The organism is Sedimenticola hydrogenitrophicus (genome assembly GCF_029017505.1).
In the GTDB taxonomy this organism is placed as follows: domain Bacteria; phylum Pseudomonadota; class Gammaproteobacteria; order Chromatiales; family Chromatiaceae; genus Sedimenticola; species Sedimenticola hydrogenitrophicus_A.
Genome location: NZ_JAQGEI010000025.1, coordinates 1 through 23,231, shown reverse-complemented (window position 1 = coordinate 23,231; position 23,231 = coordinate 1). Strand labels below are relative to the sequence as shown.

15 protein-coding genes are annotated in these 23,231 nt (G+C 65.4%); 11 read left to right on the top strand and 4 right to left on the bottom strand.

Going from position 1 to position 23,231, the window contains the following annotated elements:
* Window positions 1-64: 64 nt before the first annotated feature.
* The 5 genes from O9K64_RS15470 (at window position 65) to O9K64_RS15450 (ending at window position 12,660) form a co-directional block, all read left to right on the top strand.
* Window positions 65-1,294, top strand: coding sequence for a glycerate kinase type-2 family protein (locus tag O9K64_RS15470; protein ID WP_275098987.1), 1,230 nt, complete (start codon window positions 65-67; stop codon window positions 1,292-1,294).
* An 81-nt stretch (window positions 1,295-1,375) separates the two neighbouring features.
* Complete coding sequence (locus O9K64_RS15465; protein ID WP_275098986.1) at window positions 1,376-2,020, top strand: LysE family translocator; 645 nt, start codon at window positions 1,376-1,378, stop codon at window positions 2,018-2,020.
* 318 nt (window positions 2,021-2,338) lie between these two features.
* Window positions 2,339-5,644 carry a maltose alpha-D-glucosyltransferase gene (treS, locus tag O9K64_RS15460; RefSeq protein ID WP_275098985.1) on the top strand — a complete coding sequence of 1,102 codons (3,306 nt, stop codon included), beginning with the start codon at window positions 2,339-2,341 and terminating at the stop codon, window positions 5,642-5,644.
* Between the two features lie 43 nt (window positions 5,645-5,687).
* On the top strand, window positions 5,688-7,577 hold the full coding sequence (gene treZ / locus O9K64_RS15455; protein WP_275098984.1) for a malto-oligosyltrehalose trehalohydrolase: 1,890 nt from the start codon (window positions 5,688-5,690) through the stop codon (window positions 7,575-7,577).
* Window positions 7,564-12,660 carry a malto-oligosyltrehalose synthase gene (locus O9K64_RS15450; RefSeq protein ID WP_275098983.1) on the top strand — a complete coding sequence of 1,699 codons (5,097 nt, stop codon included), beginning with the start codon at window positions 7,564-7,566 and terminating at the stop codon, window positions 12,658-12,660. The genes treZ and O9K64_RS15450 overlap by 14 nt, the downstream gene beginning before the upstream one ends.
* Window positions 12,661-12,736: 76 nt before the next feature.
* Here O9K64_RS15450 and O9K64_RS15445 read toward each other — a convergent pair whose 3' ends face one another.
* The 4 genes from O9K64_RS15445 to modA form a co-directional block, all read right to left on the bottom strand.
* Window positions 12,737-12,982, bottom strand: a complete 246-nt coding sequence (locus O9K64_RS15445; RefSeq protein ID WP_275098982.1) for a DUF2442 domain-containing protein — start codon at window positions 12,980-12,982, stop codon at window positions 12,737-12,739.
* Window positions 12,963-13,199, bottom strand: a complete 237-nt coding sequence (locus O9K64_RS15440; RefSeq protein WP_275098981.1) for a DUF4160 domain-containing protein — start codon at window positions 13,197-13,199, stop codon at window positions 12,963-12,965. Before O9K64_RS15440 ends, O9K64_RS15445 begins: the two co-directional genes overlap by 20 nt.
* 87 nt (window positions 13,200-13,286) lie before the next feature.
* Window positions 13,287-13,961 carry an SAM-dependent methyltransferase gene (locus O9K64_RS15435; RefSeq protein WP_275098980.1) on the bottom strand — a complete coding sequence of 225 codons (675 nt, stop codon included), beginning with the start codon at window positions 13,959-13,961 and terminating at the stop codon, window positions 13,287-13,289.
* 182 nt (window positions 13,962-14,143) lie between these two features.
* Window positions 14,144-14,899, bottom strand: a complete 756-nt coding sequence (gene modA / locus O9K64_RS15430; protein WP_275098979.1) for a molybdate ABC transporter substrate-binding protein — start codon at window positions 14,897-14,899, stop codon at window positions 14,144-14,146.
* A 186-nt stretch (window positions 14,900-15,085) separates the two neighbouring features.
* Between modA and O9K64_RS15425 the strand changes: the two genes are divergently transcribed.
* The 6 genes from O9K64_RS15425 (at window position 15,086) to O9K64_RS15400 (ending at window position 23,168) form a co-directional block, all read left to right on the top strand.
* The gene (locus O9K64_RS15425; protein WP_335342307.1) at window positions 15,086-16,063 is read left to right on the top strand and encodes a TRAP transporter substrate-binding protein; all 978 of its coding nucleotides are present in this window, start codon (window positions 15,086-15,088) and stop codon (window positions 16,061-16,063) included.
* Window positions 16,064-16,110: 47 nt separating this feature from the next.
* Entirely contained in the window at window positions 16,111-16,632 is a 522-nt protein-coding gene (locus tag O9K64_RS15420) for a TRAP transporter small permease (protein ID WP_275098978.1), read from the top strand.
* Between the two features lies 1 nt (window position 16,633).
* On the top strand, window positions 16,634-17,938 hold the full coding sequence (locus O9K64_RS15415; RefSeq protein ID WP_275098977.1) for a TRAP transporter large permease: 1,305 nt from the start codon (window positions 16,634-16,636) through the stop codon (window positions 17,936-17,938).
* Window positions 17,939-17,965: 27 nt separating this feature from the next.
* The gene (locus O9K64_RS15410) at window positions 17,966-21,655 is read left to right on the top strand and encodes a hydantoinase B/oxoprolinase family protein (RefSeq protein WP_275098976.1); all 3,690 of its coding nucleotides are present in this window, start codon (window positions 17,966-17,968) and stop codon (window positions 21,653-21,655) included.
* 241 nt (window positions 21,656-21,896) lie between these two features.
* Entirely contained in the window at window positions 21,897-22,520 is a 624-nt protein-coding gene (locus O9K64_RS15405) for a LysE family translocator (RefSeq protein WP_275098975.1), read from the top strand.
* 132 nt (window positions 22,521-22,652) lie between these two features.
* Window positions 22,653-23,168, top strand: coding sequence for a winged helix DNA-binding protein (locus O9K64_RS15400; protein WP_275098974.1), 516 nt, complete (start codon window positions 22,653-22,655; stop codon window positions 23,166-23,168).
* Window positions 23,169-23,231 lie beyond the last annotated feature (63 nt).

Sequence of the window (23,231 nt, the reverse complement as noted above, 5' to 3'; positions counted from 1 at the left end):
GACGAGGCTAGAATGGCCCTGTGTTTATACTGATATAGAGCCACTGCATAACAGGAGTCACATCATGCCGGACAGGGCGGGCGCACGCCGGGACCTGCTGACGATTTTTCAGGCGGCGCTTGCGCGCGTCGAGGGGCGTACCTGTGTGCGGGATCCGCTGCAAGAAGTGGTGGGACCGGTCTCGCTCATCGCCCTGGGCAAGGCGGCCCAGTCGATGGCCCTGGGCGCCCTGGAGGCATTGGGGGAGCGGGTGGTGGACGGCCTGGTGATCTCCAAGCCGGGGCATCTCGATGCGCCGCTGCTGGGCGCCCGCGGGCTGCGCTGTGTCGAGGGGGGGCACCCGGTGCCCGACGCGCGCAGCCTGCAGGCCGGCGATGCGCTGCTGGAGTTCATCCGCACACGGCCCGGCGATCGCCGCCTGCTGTTTCTGATCTCGGGCGGTACCTCGGGGCTGGTGGAACGGCTCCGCGACGGCATCGACCTGGAGAGCCTGCAGCGGGTCAACCGCTGGCTGCTGGGGAGCGGCCTGCCGATCGATGCCATGAACCGGGTGCGCAAGGCCCTCTCGCAGATCAAGGGGGGTGGCCTGATCCCGCTGCTGCAGGGGCGGCCGGCCCGGGTGTTGCTGATCTCGGATGTGCCGGGGGACGATCCCGGGGTGATCGGCTCGGGGTTGCTGGTGGCGACCCAGCGCCCCGACACCCTGGATGATCTGTCACTGCCCGACTGGCTGCGGGCCCTGCTGCCGACCGCACCGGCGCCCGCCGAGACACCGCCGGATAATATCCGCATCAGCGTCGTCGCCTCGCTGGCGGATGCCCGTGAGGCCGCCGCCGCCAAGGCACGGGAGCTGGGTTATGCCGTGACCCTGAACCGGGCCCATCTGGGGGGTGATGTGGAGGTGCTCGGCCGCCGCCTCGGCTATGAGTTGCGCGATACCTGGCCCGGTCTCTATATCTGGGGTGGCGAACCCACCATCCGGCTGCCGGAGCATCCCGGCCAGGGCGGGCGTAACCAGCATCTGGCGCTGGTAGTGGCCACCCAGATCTCCGGTCGCCGGGACCTCTGTTTCCTGGCCGCCGGCACCGACGGCGGCGACGGGCCGGGCGAGGATGCCGGAGCCCTGGTCGACGGCGGCAGCGTGGGACGCGGTAACCGGGCGCTGGGTATCGATCCCGAGGTCTGCCTGGCCCAAGCCGATTCCGGCCGCTTCCTTGAGGCCAGCGGTGATCTGATCCAGACCGGCCCCACCGGCACCAACGTGATGGACCTGATGATCGGGCTGAAGTGGTGAGTCCTGTTCCCGCCTGGCCTGAATGGGCATCGTCGCCGTGTAGCTGCCATGCTATGATCGTGGCTCAATCGAGGATCCGCCATGTTTGAAACCGCCACCCTGCTGCTGTTCGTCACCTCCGCGGTGCTGTTGGCCCTGTCGCCGGGGCCGGACAACCTGTTCGTGCTGACCATCTCCATCGCCCGCGGTCCACTGGCCGGCGTGGTCACCACCCTCGGCCTCTGCACCGGCCTGGTGGTGCATACCGGCGCGGTGGCGCTCGGTGTGGCGGTGTTCATCCAGGAGTCGGCGCTGGCGTTCTCGCTGCTCAAGATCGGCGGCGCCCTCTATCTCGCCTGGCTCGCCTGGCAGGTGTTCCGCGCACCGGCCGAGACACTCGGCGCGCGCGCTAGCGGCGACGGTTATCGCCGGCTCTATCTGCGCGGGGTGCTGATGAACATCATGAATCCCAAGGTGTCGCTGTTCTTCCTCGCCTTCCTGCCGCAGTTTGTCAGCCCAGTGCTCGATCCGGCGCTCGGTCCAGTACAGGGCAGCGTCACCCTGCAGATCGTTATCCTTGGCCTGCTGTTCATGGCCAGTGCCCTGCTGGTGTTCGGTCTGATCAGCCTGGCCGCGGGACGCATCGGCGGTTTCCTGCGCAAGGGCCGGGGAGGGTTGATTCTCAACCGCCTGAGTGGCGTGGTGTTCGCCGGACTGGCGCTGAAGCTGCTGCTGACGGAGCGTTGAATTGGCGCATTGCTTTGCCGCCCTTCATCCGCCGGCTTCAAGATCCAGCACCGGGCATCTATACTCAAACCGTTGTTAGGGATGACCGGGGGTTGCGTAACGGCGTCGTATACCGCTACCGATTCCATCCCGTTCACCGTGACCATCGACTGCCCCGAGGGTGTGCGCGGCTGCTACCGGCACCGGTATCAGGCGCCGCCACCCAGCCTTCACCAGCGGGCTGAAGCAGTCATGCCCGCCATCATACCCCGCACCCGACGGTGCGGAGCGGGGGTGTAACGACCAGAACTTTCAGGGAGATGCGAATGGACGCTACCGATGAATCCGCCAACCGACCATGAGTGGTACAAGGACGCCATCATCTATCAGCTGCATGTGCGTGCCTATTGCGACAGCAGCGGTGACGGTATCGGCGATTTCGCGGGTCTGACCTCCAGGCTCGATTACCTGCAGGAGCTGGGGGTGAATGCACTCTGGTTGCTGCCCTTTTATCCCTCGCCGCTGCGCGACGACGGCTATGATATCGCGGATTATCGGGGCATCCATCCCGATTACGGCACTCTGTCCGACTTCCGCCGCTTCCTGCGCGAGGCGCACAAACGCGATCTGCGGGTGATTACCGAGCTGGTGATCAACCACACCTCGGATCAGCATCCCTGGTTTCAGGCGGCGCGCGCCGCGCCCGCGGACTCCCCCAAGCGCGACTTTTACGTCTGGAGCCGGACGATCAAGCGCTACGAGGCCGCGCGCATCATCTTCACCGATTATGAAAACTCCAACTGGGCCTGGGATGACACCGCCCAGGCCTATTACTGGCACCGTTTTTTCTCTCACCAGCCGGATCTGAATTTTGCCAATCCGCAGGTGATCAAGGCGGTGCTGCAGGCGATGCGCTTCTGGCTGGACATGGGGGTCGACGGGTTGCGTCTGGATGCGATCCCCTACCTGATCGAGCGCGAGGGGACCAGTTGTGAAAATCTCCCCGAGACCCACGCCATCATCCGCCAGCTGCGGGCCGAGCTCGACCGGCATTACAGCGATCGTATCCTGCTGGCCGAGGCCAACCAGTGGCCGGAGGATGTGCGCGAATATTTCGGCGATGGCGATGAATGCCACATGGCCTACCACTTTCCCCTCATGCCGCGCATCTTCATGGCGATCGCCCAGGAGGACCGCCATCCCATCAGCGAGATACTGCTGCAGACCCCAGAGATACCGGACAACTGCCAGTGGGCGATCTTCCTGCGCAATCACGATGAGCTGACCCTGGAGATGGTGACCGACCGTGAGCGGGATTATATGTACGATACCTACGCCACCGACCCGCGTGCCCGGGTCAACCTGGGGATCCGCCGCCGCCTGGCCCCGCTCATGGACAACGACCGCTCCCGCATCGAATTGCTCAACAGCCTGCTGCTCTCCATGCCCGGCTCACCCATCCTCTACTATGGTGACGAGATCGGCATGGGCGACAACATCTATCTGGGTGACCGCCACAGTGTACGCACCCCGATGCAGTGGAGCCCGGATCGTAACGCCGGGTTTTCCCGGGCCGATCCGCAGCGCCTCTATCTGCCGCTGATCATGGACCCGCTCTACGGCTACGAGGTGGTAAATGTCGAGGCCCAGGGCCGGCATGCCAGCTCCCTGCTCAACTGGATGCGGCGGCTGATCGCCACACGCAAGAGTTTCAAGGCCTTTGGTCGCGGCAGCATCACCTTCCTGCGGCCGGGGAATCGCAAGATCCTGGCCTATCTGTACGAATACGGGGAGGAGAAGATCCTCTGCGTGTTCAACCTCTCGCACAGTGCCCAGCCGGTGGAACTGGATCTCTCCGCCTACAAGGGGTTGGTGCCGGTCGAGTTGCTGGACAACTCGGCGTTCCCCGCCATTGGCGAGTTGCCCTATCTGCTCAGTCTGCCACGTTACGGTTTTTACTGGTTCGGCCTGTCGGCCGAGGTGGACCCGCCGGTCTGGCATGTGGATAAGTTGCCGCGCGAGGAGCTGCCGGTGCTGGTGCTGCCGGAGAGCCTGCTGGCGGCCCTGGTCGGCGGATCCGGCCGGGGGGGGCGTGACGGCCTGGCGCGCAAGACCTTCAACCAGTTGAAGAGCGAGGTGCTGCCGGCTTTTTTTGATGCCCAGCACTGGTTCAGCGAGGCCGCCGGCAAGGTGACCGGCATCGAGCTGGAAGTGGCCAGTGAATGGCGCGGGAGCGACCACCGGGAGTGGTTGCCTCTGCTGGTCAGGGTCGCTTTCGATACGCAGCCGATGCAGAGCTGTTTTCTGCCGCTCGGCATGCTGTTTGACGGCTCGGGATCCGAACAGGAGTTCAACGCGCTCTCGCCCTGGATGCTGGCCAGGGTCAGGCAGCACGCCAGGATGGGCATCATCTACGATGCCCTGGGGGAGGATGCCTTTTGTCTCCACCTGCTCGATGCCATGGCGCATGACCGGCGGCTACCGTTCGGCAGCGGCGAGATGGTGTTCAGCCACCGCGCGGAGTTTCCCGATATCACCGCTCTACCCACGGTGGAACGGCCCGGCCTGGAGCAGAGCAACAACGCCATCATCTTCGCTGACCAGGCCATACTCAAGGTCTACCGGCGGGTCCAGGAGGGGGTGAATCCGGAGCTGGAGATGGGGCGTTTCCTCAGCGACCTGTCGCCGCGACCGTCGATCGCGCCACTGATCGGCAGCATTGAATACCATGCCCCCGACAGCGTCACCGCCATCGCCGTCATGCATCGCTATATGTCCAATCAGGGCACGCTCTGGGACTATACCCAGGATTATCTGGATCGCCTGCTGACGCTCTGCATCGAGGCCCCGGAGAGCGTGGACGACCCGGAGACCCATGCGGTCTACGCCACCCAGATGGGCAAACTGGGCCAGCGTACCGCCGAACTGCATTGTGCGCTGGCGACCGGCGGCAACCCGCAGTTCGATCCGCAACCGCTCACGCCCGAAGAGATCGACGGCCAGCGGGGCAGGTTGCGCGGGCTGCTGCTGGGCGGCCTTGAGCGGCTGGACAACGCCCCCGATCCGCTGCCGGAACCGCTCCGCGAGATGACCGAAGAGCTGCTCGCCAGCGCCGCCGACGCGCTGGATCGGCTGAGCGTCCCAAGCGGCGCGCCGCTCTACAAGCTGCGGGTCCACGGCAATTATCATCTGGGGCAGATCCTGATCGCCCACAACGATTTTGTCATCACCGATTTCGAGGGCGACCCGGACCTCCCCCTGCAGGAGCGGCGTGCCCGCTATTCCCCGCTCAAGGACGTGGCGGGGATGCACTACTCACTGACCCTGGCCGCCGCAATCGCGCTGCAGCGGCAGCTGGCCGTCCCCGCGCACGAAATGCTGGAACACGCGGCCAGGGTGTGGGAGCGGACGTCCCGGGATGCCTTCATGAGGGGCTACCTGGAGGGGATCGCCGCTTGTACCATCTACCCGGCCGATGCCGCCCAGGCCCGGGCACTGCTCGACTTCCATCTCACGGCGCGGGCGGTGGAGACCCTGCATCGCACGCTGCATACACGTCCCACCTGGCTGGAGGCGGTGATTCGCATTCTGCACCGGCGGCTTGTCGGCAACGGCGCCGACCCCCGGGGAGCGGCGGATGATTGACCGAGCGCACCGCCCACCGCCACTGCAACAGGGAGTGCCCACCATGGCTTCAGCCGCCACCCCTACGCCGGCCGGCACCCGGCGCGGGCATCGCATGCCCTTCGGCGCCCAGCTCACGGAACCGGGCGGGGTGCGCTTTCGCCTGTGGGCGCCGGCGCTGCCGGGGGTGCTGCTGCGGCTCGGTGAGGCACCGCCGCAACCCATGACGGCGTTGCCCGGGGGCTGGTTCGAACGGGTGTGTGACGCCGTCCCGGCGGGTAGCCGTTACTGTTACGAGATCGGTGACGGCCTCTGCGTCCCCGACCCGGCATCGCGCGGCAATCCCGACGGCGTGCACGGCCCCAGCGTGGTGGTCGACCCCGGCGCCTTTGCCTGGCAGGACGGCGGGTGGTGCGGGCGACCGTGGCACGAGGCGGTCATCTACGAACTGCATGTCGGGACGTTCACCCCGCAGGGGACCTTTGCCGGCGTCATGCAGCGGCTGGACCATCTGCTGGAGCTCGGCATCACCGCGATCGAGCTGATGCCGCTGGCGCAATTTCCCGGCCACCGCAACTGGGGTTACGACGGTGCCCTGCCGTTCGCCCCGCATGCCGGCTACGGCACCCCCGACGACCTCAAGCGGCTGATTCAGGCGGCCCATCAACGCGGGCTGATGGTGCTCCTCGACGTGGTCTACAATCACTTCGGTCCGGAGGGCAATTACCTGCACCTCTATGCGCCGCCATTCTTCAGCCAGCGCCACCACACCCCCTGGGGCGCGGCGATCAACTTCGACGGCGAGATGAGCCGCACGGTGCGCGACTTCTATATCCACAACGCCCTCTACTGGCTGGAAGAGTTCCATCTCGACGGGCTGCGGCTGGACGCGGTGCACGCCATCATCGACGACAGCCGGCCCGACATCCTGGAGGAGTTGGCCCAGGTGGTGCGGACCACGCTGGGACGCGAGCGGCACATCCACCTGGTGCTGGAGAATGACCACAATGCGGTCCGCTATCTGGAACGTCGGGACGCGGGTGCCCACTGCTACGATGCCCAGTGGAATGATGACCTGCACCACGCCTGTCATGTGCTGCTGACCGGTGAGCAGGATGGCTACTATGCCGATTACCGGGAGCACGCCACGGCCCACCTGGGCCGTTGCCTGAGCGAGGGTTTCGCCTATCAGGGCGAGGTCTCCGGCTACCGCCACGGCGCGCGCCGCGGCGAGCCCAGCGCCCACCTGCCGCCCAGCGCCTTTGTCTCGTTTCTGCAGAATCATGACCAGATCGGCAACCGCGCCTTCGGCGAGCGCCTGACCACCCTGGCCGGGGCCGAGGCGCTGGCGGCGGCGACGGCGCTGCTTTTGCCGGCTCCGCCACCGCCGCTGCTGTTCATGGGCGAGGAGTGGGGGGCGCGTGAACCCTTCCCCTTTTTCTGCCAGTTCGAGCCCGGTCTGGCCGCGGCGGTGACCGAGGGACGGCGCAAGGAGTTCGCCGGCTTCAGCCGCTTTCGCGACCCGGCGGTGCGCGCCACCATTCCCGATCCCTGCGCCGAACAGACCTTCGAACTGGCGCGGCTCGATTGGTCCGCCCTGGAGAGCCCGCCGTCGCGCGACCGGCTGGCCCTGTACCGGCGGCTGCTGGCGTTGCGCCAGCAGGTCATTGTGCCGCGTCTGCCGGGGGCGCGCGGCAGCTGGTTCGAGGTGCTGGGCGAGGCGGCACTGGAGGTCTCCTGGCGGCTCGGGGACGGCTCCCGCCTCAGTGTCATGGCCAACCTGGGGAGTGCCACGGTGACGGTGGCCGGACCGCCCCGGGGCCGGTTGCTGTTTGCCGGTCCGGCCGGGCCGCCGGAGGATCTGGCGGCGGATTTGGCGGCGGATTTGGCGGCGGGGAGACTGCCCGGCTGTTCGGTGGCCTGGTATCTGGAGGGTGCTGATGAACCAGGCTGAACTGCTGGCCACCCTGAGCGAGCTGGCGGGGATAGTGCCGGAGTACGTGGATAACTGGCAACGCACCCACCGGCCCTCCGACGCTACCCGCCGCGCCCTGCTCGGCGCCATGGGCTTTGACGTCGCCAGCGCGGCGGGCCTGGCGGCGGCGATCGATGAGTGCCGGCTGCGCCCCTGGCGGCGCCTGCTCGAACCGGTGCGGGTGACGGGGGAAACCGACCCCTGGGTACGCCTGGTGATGGCGGATGCCGAGGCCGGCGCCGAGTTAATCTGCCGCCTGCGGCTGGAGGACGGCACGGAGCATGACCACCCGTTCCAGCCGGCGCGATTGCCGCGCCTGCAGCGGCGCGAGGTGGACGGCCGGCCTTCGAGCGCCTGGAAGCTGGCGTTGCCGCTCCAGCCCCCGCCGGGTTATCACCAACTGGCCATCGTCCGCGGTGGGGAGGTGATCGCCTCCCAGAGCCTCATCGTCGCGCCGGGCAACTGTTACCTGTCGGCCGCGCTGGAGCGCCCCGGCGGTCTGTGGGGGCCGGCGCTACAGCTCTATGGCCTGCGTTCCGAACGCAACTGGGGGATCGGTGACTTCACCGATCTGCGGCTGTTGCTGGAGCAGTGGTCGGGCTGGGGTGCGGATATCGTCGGGGTCAATCCGCTGCATGCCCTGTTTCCCCACAACCCGGAACACGCCAGCCCCTACAGCCCGTCGAGTCGCCTCTACCTCAATCTGCTTTATCTCGATGTCGAGGCGATCGCGGAGTACCGCGGCTGCGAGGCGGCCCGCGCGCTGGTGGGCTCGGCCGAGTTCCAGCTACGCCTGCAGGCGCAGCGCGAGACCGAACTGGTCGATTACGCGGCGGTGGCGGCGCTGAAACTGCCGGTCCTGGAGCTGCTCTACCGCCACTTCCGCGAGCAGCATCTGCAGCCGGGAAGCGAGTGGGCGGCACAGTTTCGCGCCTTCCAGGAGCGCGAGGGGGAGCGGCTCTATCACCACACCCTGTTCGAGGCGCTGCAGGAACATTTTCATCAACAGGACCCGGAGGTGTGGGGCTGGCCGGTGTGGCCGGAGCCGTATCGCCAACCGCAGGCGCCGGAGGTGCAGGAGTTTGCCGCACGGCATCGTGAACGCATCGAGTTTTTCAGCTATCTGCAGTGGCAGGCCGGCCTGCAACTCGCCGCCGCCGGCTGGCGTTCCATGGAGCTGGGACTCGGGGTGGGCATCTATCTCGATCTGGCCGTCTCGGTGGATGGCGGCGGCGCCGAGTCGTGGGCCAACCAGGCGCTGTATGCCATCGGCGTCGGGGTCGGCGCGCCGCCCGAACTGCACAATCAGCTGGGCCAGGACTGGGGCCTGCCCCCGCTGGTGCCGTCGCGGCTGTTCGAGGCGGCCTATGCCCCCTTCATCGCCACCCTGCGCCACAACATGCGCCACGCCGGGGCGCTGCGGCTCGATCATGTAATGGGGCTGATGCGCCAGTACTGGGTGCCCGCCGGCTCGCCGCCCGCCGCGGGTGCCTATGTCGCTTATCCCTTCGCGGACCTGTTGGGCATCCTCGCGCTGGAGAGCCAACGCAATCAGTGCGTGGTTATCGGCGAGGACCTGGGGACCGTCCCGCAGGAGGTGCGCAGTGCACTGGCCGCGATGCAGGTACTCTCCTACCGCGTCCTGATCGACGCCAAGACGGCCGATGGCCACCTGCTGCCGCCGGCCGACTATCCGCCCCAGGCGCTGGCGGCGCTCGCCACTCATGACATGCCGACCCTGAGCGGTTACTGGGAGGGGCGCGATATCCTGCGGCGCAGCGAGCTGGGGCTGTTCGCCACCGCCGAGGCACGTCATGGGCAGGTTATCCAGCGCGCCCGTGAACGCGCCGAACTGTTGTTGCTGCTGGAGCAGGAGGGGCTGCTGCCGGAGGGGGTGACGGTCAATTCGATATCACTGCCGGCGGTGAGCGCAGCGTTTGCCGAGGCGGTATACGTCCTGCTCGCGCGCAGCCCGGCGCGGTTGCTGATGGTGCAGCTGGAGGATCTGTTCGGGGTGCCGGATCAGGTCAATATCCCCGCCACCACCACCCAGCACCCCAACTGGCGGCGCAAGCTGCCGCTGCACCTGGAGAGTTGGGCCAGCGACCCGCGTCCCTTCTCGCTGTCGGCGGCGCTACGCCGGGAACGTCCGCTCCAGCGTCCCCCGCTCGTCCCCCGCCAGGCGCGCGTGCCGACGTCCACCTATCGGCTGCAGTTCAGTCGCGACTTCACCTTCCCGCAGGCGACCGAGCTGATCCCCTATCTGGCGCGGCTCGGCATCAGCCACGTGTACTGCTCGCCCTATCTCCGGGCGCGTTCCGGCAGCAGCCATGGCTATGACATTATCGATCACAACAGCCTCAATCCGGAGATCGGCACGGCGGAGGAGTTTGCCGTCTTCTGCAATTCGCTCAAGTTCCATGGCATGGGGCAGATCCTGGATATGGTGCCCAATCACATGGGGGTGATGGGGGCCGACAATGCCTGGTGGCTGGATGTGCTGGAGCACGGCCCGGCGTCGGTATTCGCCGCTTTTTTCGATATCGACTGGCAGCCGAAGAAGCTCGAACTGCACGGCAAGGTGCTGCTGCCGATCCTGGCGCAACGCTATGGCATGGCCCTGGAGGGCGGGGAGCTGAAGCTGGAGTTCGATGCCGGCGGCGGCAGCTTCAGTGTCTGGTATCACCAGCACCGGTTGCCGATCGATCCCGGCGAATACCCGCGCCTGTTGCGGCACCGTTTCGACCTGCTGTCCGGTCTGCTGGGCCCCGACCATCCCGATTACCTGGAGCTGGGGAGCCTGATCACGGCGTTCGAAAACCTGCCGTCGCGGCAGACCGGCGCGCGCGAGGCGATTCTGGACAGGCAACGGGATGCCGGCCTGTTCAAGCACCGCCTGCTGCAGCTGACCGCCGGCAGCCCGGAGATCGCGGGGATGGTGCAGGAGACGGTCAACGACTTCAACGGACGGCTGGGCGATCCAGACTCGTTCCAGCTGTTGCACCGGCTGCTCGATGCCCAGGCGTGGCGGCTGGCGGACTGGCATGTCGCCTCCGACGAGATCAATTATCGTCGCTTCTTCGATATCAACGATCTCGCCGCCCTGCGCATGGAAGACCGCCGCGTCTTCGATATGACCCACCGGTTTGTGTTCGACCTGCTTGCCGACGGGCGGCTGGATGGCCTGCGTATCGATCATCCCGATGGACTCTATGATCCGGCCCAGTATTTTGCCCGCCTGCAGCGGCGGGCGGGTCTGGATGCCCTGGAAGGGGACGCCGCGCTCTACGTGGTGGTGGAGAAGATCCTCGCCCGCTCCGAGCCCCTGCGTGACGACTGGGCGGTGCAGGGCAGTACCGGCTATGACTTCTGCAATCTGCTGACGCGCCTGCTGGTCGATCCGCGGGGCGAACGCGGGCTGAACCGTGCCTATCGCCGGTTCATCCACGAGGCGCTCGATTTCAGCCAGCTGGTGTACCGGGGCAAACGCCATACCATGGAACACGCCATGGCCAGCGAGCTCAATGTGCTGGCGGGGCAGCTGAGCCGTATCTGCGAGTCCAGTCCGCACACCCGGGATTACACCCACAACAACCTGCGTTTGGCCCTGATCGAGGTGATCGCGCACTTCCCGGTCTACCGCACCTACGTCCGCCAGGGACAGGTCGGCAGCCTGGATCGCCGCTATGTGGAGTGGGCGGTGGCCCTGGCCAAGAAGGCCAACCGGGGGCTGGATGTGACCATATTCGATTTTATCGCCTCGGTGCTGTTGATGGAGAGTGCCGCGGCCACCGATGAGCGTGCCTGCGCGGCGATGACGGCGCTGGCGATGAATTTCCAGCAGGTCTCCAGCCCGGTGATGGCGAAGGGGGTGGAGGACACCGCGCTCTATCGCTATCATCGCCTGATCTCGCTCAATGAGGTGGGCGGCGATCCGGCGCACTTCGCGGTCCCGCTGCATGAGTTCCATGCCGAAAATGCCCAGCGTCTGGCGCAGTGGCCGCATACCATGCTGAACAGCTCGACCCATGACAGCAAGCGCAGCGAGGATGTACGCATGCGCATCAACGTGCTGTCCGAGATCCCCGAGCGCTGGCAGCAGCAGAGCCGTCGTTGGAAACAGATCAACCGCCACCGCAAGCGCCGCCTGGAGCAGGGCAAGGCGCCGTCCGACAATGACGAGTATCTGCTCTACCAGACCCTGCTCGGTACCTGGCCGCTGCAGTCGATGGATGCTGCCGGTCATGAAGCCTATGTGGCGCGTATCGAACGCTATATGCTGAAGGCGGTACGCGAGGCCAAACAGCACACCAGCTGGGTCAATCCGGTGCCGGAGTACGAGGAGGCCCTCTGTCACTTCATCCGGCGGCTGTTGCAGAGCGGTGAAAACAATCTCTTCCTCAGTGAATTTCTGCCGTTCCAGCGGGAGGTGGCGCGCTGGGGCATGTTCAACGCCCTGTCGCAGCAGCTGCTCAAGCTGACCTCGCCGGGGGTGCCGGACCTATTCCAGGGCAGCGAACTATGGGAATTCAACCTGGTCGATCCCGACAATCGCCGCCCGGTGGACTTCCCCCGGCGTCAGCGCCTGCTGGCCGAACTGGAACGGTACACCACCGTACCCCAGGCCGAGCTGGCGGGGCGTGTGCGGCAACTGCTGGACTCCCTGGCCGACGGCCGTGCGCGACTCTATCTGATCTGGCGGCTGCTGGGGATTCGCCTGCACTGGAAGACGGTTTATCAGGAGGGGGCGTATATGCCGCTGGAGGTGAGTGGAGCCGCGGCGGAGCATCTCTGCGCGTTCGCCCGCCATGCCGGGGAGACCAGTCTGATCAGCGTCGCCCCGCGCTGGTACAGCCGGCTTGCCCCCGGGGCCGGGGATCTGCCCCTCGGGTCCGGGGTGTGGGGGGATAGCTCGATTGTGCTGCCGGAGCGTTTGGCGGGAGAGGGCGGCCGCAACCTGCTGACCGGCGAGCCGGTTGAGGTCGCGCTGCAGGAGGGTCTGGCGGTGCTGCCGGTGGCGACCCTGCTGCAATCCTTCCCGGTGGCGTTGGTGCGGTTGTGACCGGGGTCTATCCTGAGTTCAGGGGTGTTGCGCAGCCGTCTCGCGTGGGTCCGGTTGAGCGTAGATGTATTGATGATTAACGCGCACCACGCAGCAGCCCTGCCACGCTTAGGTCTTCATCTATTTCGGGCCAATGGATGCCCTCACCATCTCCGAGAATTTCGTATTTCTCTATCTGATTTTTCGAGGCATTCGATAAACGAGGAAACCATATCAATGGGACAGTTACTTTTCGCCCATCTACCAGGGAGACAACCAAATCATCATCTGTGAACTCGACCTTTTGGGCCAACGGATGTATCTCAACTGCCAATGTGCTCATTCCAGGCCTCCAGGAATATTTCTCTGTTCAGTTCGACATGTTTCTGAATTATTCGCAATTCATGCGAAGCAAACCTTTTCGAACCCGCCAGTGCAACTGGACTCAACCAGAATTTAGCAAGAAACTGCTCTCGCTGTACATGAACATGTGGTGCTTCCCCTTTTTCATTGCTGTAGAAATAGAACCGGTAGGGTCCAACCCGAAGAATTGTTGGCATAGTTCAAATAGTTCCGTGTTCAATCCGTGATTACATAACCTTGTGGGTTCAAAAACGTGTCCATCAGTCTTCTACTTTCCTGCGCGGTCAGCCTGACCGGGTAATGCGCAGCATCCGCTGGATGTCCTGCTCCTCGACCCCCGAAATGTGCCCGAGCTCTCTCAGGGGTCCGAGATCGGCGAGGGCGAGGCCGTGGCGGGCGCATTGTTCGCGGTAGAACTCCAGGGTTCTGGAAACCACCGGGAAGCCCTGCCAGCTGCCGGAATACTCTTCACCTATGTTTACATTGGCGTAAAAGGTGCCGTCCGGTGCCAGGCGCCGGGCAATGAAGCCGAGCGTCTGATCGAGGATCGGATCCTGCATGTGAATCAGCACAGGGAATGCCCAGGCATAATCGAACTGTTGCTCGACGGACAGTTGTGAAACGTCATCCGATTGCAGCAGCACCGGCTGTTTTCCCTCCAGTCCCGCCTCCTGCAACTCCTTGCGCCCCTCGGCCAGGGCCTCGGCCCGAACCTCGATGCCGAAGTAGTGGCCGGGCTGGAGGTATTCGATCAGGGGGATACCACCACGCAGTGTGCCGCAGCCCAGGTCGAGCAGGTAGTGCTCCGGGGCCAACCCCATCTGCCGGAGGAAACGGATCTGAAAATCGCGTTTCATTTTCCACAGCGCCGCAGGACCCACCATGGCGTGACGGTGTTCCTGCTTCGTGGTCATCAAGGGTTGTATACGGCGTTTCAATGCGCTCAGCATGCTCTTCATGTCTAACTCCCTTTATCCGTTCTTGTTGCTGATCCACAAGGACGTACGGGGAGGCTAAACAGAAAAGTCCGAATCCCCTTCGCTACGCCCGCGGCCGGAGGTGAACCGTGCCGCCAAGAGTAGAGCATAGCCGCACCCGTCGCGTTGTCTACGTGAGCGGGGATAATTTCCCCACCCTGGCGTTAAGGCATCGCGTAACCGAAGCCCCGAATAATCGCCACGGCCTCGGGGCTTTTGACGTAGTCGAGAAAGGCGCGGGCCACCGGATGGTCCTGCAGCAGCACCGCCTGCTGGGCGATCGGGTCGTACTCGGCGGGGGGGGGCTCCCACAGCGATCCTTCGGGCGGATGCCCGGGGCTTTTCACCTGGGAGTAGGCGACCAGGCCCAGTTCGGCGTTGCCGCTTCTGATGAACTGGTAGGTCTGGCCGATGTTCTCGCCGCGCACCAGGCGCCCCTGCAGGCCCTCCCAGAGTCCCCGGTTCTGCAGGAACTGCTCGGCGGCCTTGCCGTAGGGCGCCAGCCGCGGGTTGGCGATGGCCAGGTGGCGGAACGCCTGCCCCTCCAGCACCTTGCCCTGTGAATCCACCAGTCCCGCCTTGGGACTCCACAGCACGATCCGGCCCACCGCATAGGTGAAGCGGCTCCCCGGCACGGCCACCCCCTCCTGTTCCAGCAGTGCCGGGCGGTACTCGTCGGCGGCGAAGAAGGCGGCGAAGGGGGCGCCGTTTTTGATCTGGGCATAGTGTTTCCCGGTGGAACCGAATACCAGGTTGATCCGTTGTCCACTGCGCGCGGTGTAGCGGGCCGTGAGCTCCTTGATGGGATCGGCGAAGTTGCTGGCCACCGCAATGTTAATGGTATCGGCCAGGGTCGTGCCCATGTTGGCCAGCAGCAGGCAGGTGATGAGCAGCAGGTGGGTTACCCCAGGGATTTTCATATCAAGCTGAATCTCTGTTACTGAAATAGGCCTATCTTATGGGTAAACGCGCGGAAGGCCAAAATTTGGCGGCTCACAGGGTGCCCTTGACATCGGGTTCCGCGTTAACTAAGGTCTATCTGTACGATTTATCGATAAATCGCAAACAAAACGAAATTATAATGTCAAGGAAAGGAGGAGTTGCCCGTGAAGAAGATTCTCTTGAAACGATGGCTGGCCCCACTGATCTGCTCGGCGCTGTTTGCCGGCACCGCCACTGCCGCCACCTCGTGGGACATGCCGACCCCCTACGGCGATGGGGTACACCACACCCAGAATGTTCGCCAGTTTGCCGAGGATGTGAAGAGCGCCACCAATGGCGAGCTGGTGATCACCGTCCACTCCGGCGCCTCGCTGTTCAAGCATCCCGAGATCCATCGCGCCGTGCGCAGCGGCCAGGTCAATATCGGCGAGATGCTGATGGCCCTGCTGGGCAACCAGGATCCGCTGTTCAAGGTGGACAACATCCCGTTTCTGGCCAGCGATTTCGCCAGTGCGAAAAAATTGTGGCAGGTCAGCCGCCCGCACGTGGAGAAGAGCCTGGCGAAGGACGGCCTGATGCTGCTCTACGCCATTCCCTGGCCGCCGCAGGGGTTCTATACCAAGTCGGCCGTCGCTTCGGTCGAGGACTTCGCCGGCATGAAGATGCGCGCCTACAGCCCCACCACCTCGCGTCTGGCGGTGCTGCTGAAGGCGTCCCCCACCACGGTACAGACCCCGGAGATCCCCCAGGCATTCAGTACCGGTATTATCGACGCCATGGTGACCTCGCCCACCACCGGGGTGAGCAGCCAGGCGTGGGATTTCGTCGGCCACTACACCGATACCCAGGCGTGGATCCCCAAGAACATGGTGTTTGTCAACGCCCGGGCGTTCAAGCGCCTGCCGGCGGCGGTTCAGGATGCGCTGCTGGCGGCCGCCGCCAAGGCCGAGGCACGCGGCTGGGAGATCGCCGAGAGCGAGACCGTGGAGAAGACCGCCACCCTGAAGGCGCAGGGGATGCAGGTGAGTTCCCCGGCCGACCGCTTCAAGTCCGAGTTGCGGGAGATTGGCCGCGTCATGAGTGACGAGTGGGCCCAGGAGGCCGGTGCCACCGGCACCGAAATCCTCAAGGCGATGCAGTAATGGAGCGGGGAGCCGGCCTCGCCCTTGCCGGTTCCCCGGCTTCGCTAATGCGCAGACTGCTCGACAGGCTCTATCTCACCGCCGGCGCCGGCGCCGGCCTCTGCCTGGTACTCATGGCGCTGCTGATCCTGGCGCAGATCGTCGGCCGCTGGTTCGGGGTGGTGATCCCCTCCACCGAGGACTTCTCCGGCTTCCTGCTGGCGGCGGCCAGTTTCCTGGCCCTCGCCTACACCCTGCGAAGCGGCGGGCATATCCGGGTGAATCTGCTGATCAGTCACCTGCACGGCGGGCCGCGCCGCCTGATCGAGGGCACGGTGCTGCTGCTGGGCCTGCTGCTGGTGGGCTATGCCGCCTGGTCGGCGCTGCTGCTGGTGATCGAATCCTACCAATTTGACGAACTGAGCCAGGGCTATATCCCGGTGCCGCTGTGGATCCCCCAGACCCCCATGGCGGCGGGCCTGCTGATCCTGGAGATCGCGCTGCTGGATGAGTGGGTGCTGCTGTTGCGCGGCGATGAGCCCCACTATATGCGCCATGACGAGATCTCGGTGATCAGCGGGGGGGAGTGAGATGGATCCGCTGCTGCTGACCCTGCTCCTGGCCCTGCTGCTGTTCGGCCTGTTGGCCGCCGGGCTCTGGGTGGCCGTTACCCTGTTCCTGATCGCCTTTGTCGGGCTGCTGCTGAACGATACCGGCAACATGGGGCTGATCATGGCCACCACCACCTGGGGCGCCTCCGCCAGCTGGGGCCTGACCGCCCTGCCGCTGTTCATCTGGATGGGCGAGATCCTGTTCCGCACCCGCCTGTCGGAGGACCTGTTCAGCGGCCTGGCCCCCTGGCTCAACCACCTGCCGGGGCGCCTGCTGCATGTGAATATCCTCGGCTGCGGGATCTTTGCCGCGGTCTCCGGCTCCTCTGCCGCCACCGCCGCCACCATCGGCCGCATGACCGCGCCGGAACTGGAGAAGCGCGGCTACGACGAGCGCATGTCCCTCGGCACCCTGGCCGGCTCCGGCACCCTGGGACTGCTGATCCCGCCTTCGATCATCCTGATCGTCTACGGCGTCTCGGCCGAGGTCTCCATCGCCCGGCTGTTTATCGCCGGCGCCCTGCCGGGACTGCTGCTGATCCTCCTGTTCATGGGCTACACCATGCTCTGGGCGACCTTCAACCGCAAGCGCATGCCGCCGGCGGAACCGGATGTGCCGCTGCGCCGCAAACTGCGCGCCTCGCTGTCGCTGTTTCCGGTGATCGGGCTGATCCTGTTCGTGCTCGGCACCATCTATGGCGGGGTGGCCACTGCCACCGAGGCGGCGGTGTTCGGCGTGTTCGGGGCGCTGGTCATCGCCGCGCTGACCGGCACCCTGAGCCGACAAACCTTCATGGCGAGCCTGATGGGGGCGACCCGCACCAGCTGCATGATCGCCTTTATCCTGGCCGGTGCCGCCTTTCTCACCATCGCCATGGGTTTTACCGGCATCCCCCGGGCGCTGGCCGAGTATATCGCCACCCTGGGGCTCGGTCCGCTCGGCCTGATCGCGGTGTTGACCCTGTTCTTTATCCTGCTGGGCTGCTTTCTCGATGGTATTTCGGTGGTGGTGCTGACCACCTCGGTGGTGTTGCCGATGGTGCAGCAGGCGGGGATCGATCTGCTCTGGTTCGGTATCTACCTGGTATTGGTGGTGGAGATGTCGCAGATCACCCCGCCGGTCGGTTTCAACCTGTTCGTGCTGCAGGGGCTGACCGGACGCAACATCCTGCGTATCGCCGTCTACGCCCTGCCGTTTTTTCTGCTGCTGGTGCTGGCCGTGGTGCTGGTGACCGCGTTTCCGCAGATCGCCACCTGGCTGCCGTCGATGATGACCCGGGGTTAACCCATTTTTTATTGGAATGATTAGTCCATGAGTGAAGTGTTAGCGAGTGAAGACCGGGGTGTGACGCCCAAGTGGCAGTTCTGGATCGACCGCGGCGGTACCTTCACCGACGTGGTGGCGCAGCGTCCCGACGGCACCCTGGTGACCCACAAGCTGCTCTCCGAGAACCCGGCCCAGTACCGTGACGCGGCGATCCAGGGCATGCGGGATCTGCTCGGTGTGGGCAGGGATCAGCCGCTGCCGGCGGAACGGATCGATGCCGTGAAGATGGGCACCACGGTGGCCACCAATGCCCTGCTGGAACGCCACGGCGAGCCGACCCTGCTGCTGGTGACCCGCGGCTTCGGCGACGCCCTGCGCATCGGCTACCAGACCCGGCCGGAGCTGTTCACCCTGGATATCGAGCTGCCGGAGATGCTCTACAGCCAGGTCATCGAGCTGGACGAGCGGGTCGGCGCCCAGGGTGAGCTGATCCGGCCGCTGGACGAGGCCGCGGCACGCACCGCGCTGCAGTCCGCCCATGACCAGGGAGTGCGCAGCCTGGCGGTGCTGTTCATGCACAGCTACCGCTACCCGGCTCATGAACAGCGGGTGGCGGAACTGGCCCGGGAGATCGGCTTCAGCCAGATCTCCATCAGTTCCGAGGTGAGTCCGCTGATGAAGCTGGTGAGCCGCGGCGACACCACGGTGGTGGACGCCTACCTCTCGCCCATCCTGCGCCGCTACGTGGAGCAGGTATCCGCGGAACTGAACGGCATGCAGGAGGCGGGCGGGCGGCTGCTGTTCATGCAGTCCAATGGCGGGCTGACCGACGCCTACCGCTTCCAGGGCAAGGACGCGATCCTCTCCGGCCCGGCCGGCGGGGTGGTCGGCATGGTGCGCACCGCCGAGGCGGCCGGTTTCGCCAAGCTGATCGGCTTCGACATGGGCGGCACCTCCACCGATGTCAGCCACTATGCCGGGGAGTACGAACGCGCCTTCGAGACCCAGGTGGCCGGGGTGCGGTTGCGCGCGCCGATGATGCTGATCCACACCGTGGCGGCTGGCGGCGGCTCCATGCTGCAGTTCGACGGCGCCCGCTTCCGGGTTGGGCCGGAGTCGGCCGGGGCCAATCCCGGTCCCGCCTGCTACCGCAATGGCGGGCCGCTCACCGTCACCGACTGCAACGTCATGCTGGGCAAGCTGCAGCCGCAGCACTTTCCCCAGGTGTTCGGTCCCCGGGCCGACCAGCCGCTGGATGCGGCGGTGGTGCGCGAGCGCTTCCGCGAGCTGACCGAGCGGATCAACCGGGCCACCGGCGAGCGGCGCAGCCCGGAGCAGGTGGCGGAGGGGTTCCTGGCCATCGCCGTGGTCAACATGGCCAACGCCATCAAGCGCATCTCGGTGCAACGCGGTTACGACGTCTCGGAATACACCCTCTGCTGTTTCGGCGGCGCCGGCGGCCAGCACGCCTGCCTGGTGGCCGACTCCCTGGGCATGAAGCGGGTCTACCTGCACCCCCACGCCGGGGTGCTCTCCGCCTTCGGCATGGGGCTGGCGGATCGCCGGCTGCTGCGCGACCAGGCGGTGGAGGCGCGCCTGGCAGCGGAGTTGATGGCAGAGCTGGTGACCGGGCTGGAGCGGCTGGAGAGCAACGGGGTGGCGGAGATGCGGGCCCAGGGGGTGCGTGCCACGGCGATCCGTTGCGAGCGCAAGCTGCACCTGCGCTATCTCGGCTCGGACACCGCCCTGCTGGTCCCGTTTGCCGCGTTACCGGAGATTCAACGGGCATTCGAGCAGGCCCACCAACAGCGCTTTGGTTTCATCTCGCCGGAGAAACCGCTGATTGTGGAGGCGATCCAGGTGGAGGTGATCGGCGCCGGCGAGCATCCCGCACTCATCACCGGAGGAGTAGCGGTCGATAGCGCGCTGCAGCCGTTGGCGACCCATCCCACGGTGATGAACGGCGAGACCTGCGAGACCCCCTTCTATGCCCGCGAGGCCCTGCCGGCGGAACGGCCGGTGCAGGGCCCGGCAGTGGTGATCGAGCCGACCGGCACCATCGTGGTGGAGCCGGGCTGGCAGGCGATCCGCACCCGCGACGACAACGTGGTGCTGGAGCGCTACCAGCCGCTGCCGCAGCGGGTGGCTATCGGCACCCGGGTCGATCCGGTGATGCTGGAGATCTTCAACAACCTGTTCATGTCCATCGCCGAGCAGATGGGCATGGTGCTGGAGAACACTGCGGCCTCGGTGAATATCAAGGAGCGGCTCGACTTCTCCTGCGCGGTGTTCGACCAGCAGGGCGACCTGATCGCCAACGCACCGCACATGCCGGTGCATCTCGGCTCCATGAGCGAGAGCATCAAGACGGTGATCCGCGAGCGCGCCTGCCGCATGCGGCCCGGTGACGCCTACCTGCTCAACGACCCCTACAACGGCGGCACCCACCTGCCGGATGTCACCCTGATCAAGCCGGTGTTCGATCCAACGGGCGAGACGGTGATCTTCTATGTCGCCTCGCGCGGTCATCATGCCGATATCGGCGGCACCACCCCCGGCTCCATGCCGCCGGACTCCCGTTCGGTGGCCGAGGAGGGGATCCTGATCGACAACTTCACCCTGGTGGATCGGGGCAGCTTCCGCGAAGCGGAGATCCGCGCCTTGCTCGCCGGCGGCCCCTGGCCGGCGCGCAATATCGACACCAACGTGGCCGATTTCCAGGCCCAGCTGGCGGCTTGCGAGAAGGGGGTGCAGGAGCTGTTGCGCATGGTGGATCACTTCGGTCTCGACGTGGTGCATGCCTACATGCAGCACGTGCAGGACAACGCCGAGGAGTCGGTGCGGCGGGTGCTGGATGTGCTGCACGACGGCGAGTTCTGTTATGAGATGGACGACGGCCACCGGGTCTGCGTCAGGATCACCCTGCAGCGCGAGGCACGCCGCGCCACCATCGATTTCACCGGTACCAGCCCCCAGCACCCCGGCAACTACAACGCCCCGGCGGCGGTCTGCCGGGCGGCGGTGCTGTACGTGTTTCGCTGCCTGGTGGCCGACATGATCCCGCTCAACGAGGGCTGCCTGAAGCCGTTGCAGGTGATCATCCCGGCGGGGTCCATGATCAACCCCGACTACCCGGCCGCGGTGGTGGCCGGCAACGTGGAGACCTCCCAGGTGATCGTCGACACCCTGCTGGGGGCGCTCGGGGTGGCGGCCGGCTCCCAGGGGACTATGAACAATTTCACCTGGGGTAATCGCCAGTACCAGTATTATGAGACGATTTGCGGCGGCGCCGGGGCGACCCGGCAGCACGACGGCACCTCGGCGGTGCACACCCACATGACCAACTCGCGCCTGACCGATCCGGAGGTGCTGGAGTGGCGCTTCCCGGTGCGCCTGGAGTCCTTCGCCATCCGCCGGGGTTCCGGCGGGGCGGGGCGCCAGCGGGGCGGCGACGGCACCGTGCGCCGGGTGCGCTTCCTGCAGCCGATGAGCGCCAACATCCTCGCCGGGCACCGCCGCGTGCCGCCCTACGGCCTGGCCGGCGGTGAGCCGGGGCAGGTGGGCCGCAACTGGGTGGAACACGCCGACGGCCGGGTCACCGAACTGGGCCACCAGGGGCAGGTGGAGATGGCGGCGGGGGATCTGTTTATTATTGAAACTCCGGGAGGCGGCGGTTATGGTGAGCCGCCGGATTCCTCCGGAAAGATGGAAACAGCCGCGAATGAACGTACATAGCTCGGTGTATCCCGATGGAGGAGTAGCGAATTTATCCAGGCTACGGTGCTTGCCGGCGATGTAGGATGCTGGTGAGCTTGCGAACCGCATCATTCCATCCTCAGGTTCGTAAACGGTGCATCCCTGCACCACTCCTCGCGGTACGGCTTGATGCGGTTCGTGCCTCACCGGCATCCTACACTTGGTACTCTACCCCGGGCATCGTGGTTTGTAGCCCAAACTGACAAGGCGGATTCGATCCATGGCATTAACTGATTATCTGACCTTTCTGCTGATCGCGCTGATCGCCACGGCAACACCCGGCCCGGCGGTGCTGCTGGCGGTCACCAACGCGCTCACACTGGGCATGCGGCGCACCCTGATCGCCATCCTGGGCAACGTGACTGGCATCGTGCTGCTGGCGGCCCTCTCGTCCATCGGGCTGGGGGCGCTGCTCCACACCTCGGAGACCGTTTTCCAGCTGGTCAAGTGGACCGGGGGGCTCTATCTGATCTATCTGGGGGTGCGTCTCTGGCGTAGCGGGTTGGGGCGCTTCCCGGCGGAGGGGGTGGCGGTTGCCTCCCGCAGCCCGGTAAACCTCTTTTTCCAGGCCTTTACGGTGGCGGTTAGCAATCCCAAGGCCATCGCCTTCTGCACCGCCCTGTTTCCGCAATTTGTCGAGCCCACGGCCGCCATGCTGCCGCAGTTCGCCCTGTTGGCCGCTACTTTCGGCCTGCTCTCGTTCACCTTCCTGTTCGGGTATGCCTTTCTGGCCAGCCGCTCCGGCGGCTGGTTGCAAAACACGGACTGGAGTGGGCGGTTCAACCGGATCACCGGCGGGCTGTTCGTCGGCCTCGGTTCGCTGCTTCTCACCGCGGAGCGTTGATCGGCAGGGGTTTGGTCCACCACAGGCAAAAACGGGAACAAGCAATTGACGTTCATTCCATCCTTAGGTCCGTAAGCGGTGCGTCCCTGCACCACTCCTCGCGGCTAAATAAAACTCGTCAGGTAGCACAAGATGTCGGAAAAAAAGAAGCAACCTATCGTCTCCTCCTCCCATCTGGTCTCGGACAAGAGTGTGGAGCTGAGCGAACTGGAGTATGGCCTGATCATCGCCAACAACGCCTTCAACCGCTGGATCGAGCGTTGCATGACCGCCAGCGGCATGCCCGATCTCAATCCCACCGATATCCTGATCCTGCACAACGTCAACCATCGCGGACGGGCCAAGAAGGTGGCGGATATCTGTTTCAACCTGAATATCGAGGATACCCACACCGCCACCTACTCGCTGCGCAAGCTGGTCAAGCTGGGCTTGGTCGAGACCGAGAAGCAGGGTAAGGAGAACTTCTTCTCCACCAGCGAGCGGGGCGAGGCGCTCTGCCTGCGCTACCGGGAGATCCGCGAGGACTGCCTGGTGGACGCCCTCGGTATCCTCGGCGCCGGCAACCAGGAGATCGGCGAGCTGGCCCGGGTGCTGCGCTCCCTGTCGGGGCTCTACGACCAGGCGGCTCGCGCCGCCTCCTCGCTCTAGATTCGGGCGGGACCCACAACACCCCGCATCACCTCCCGCGATTGAAATCATCCGTAGGGGCAA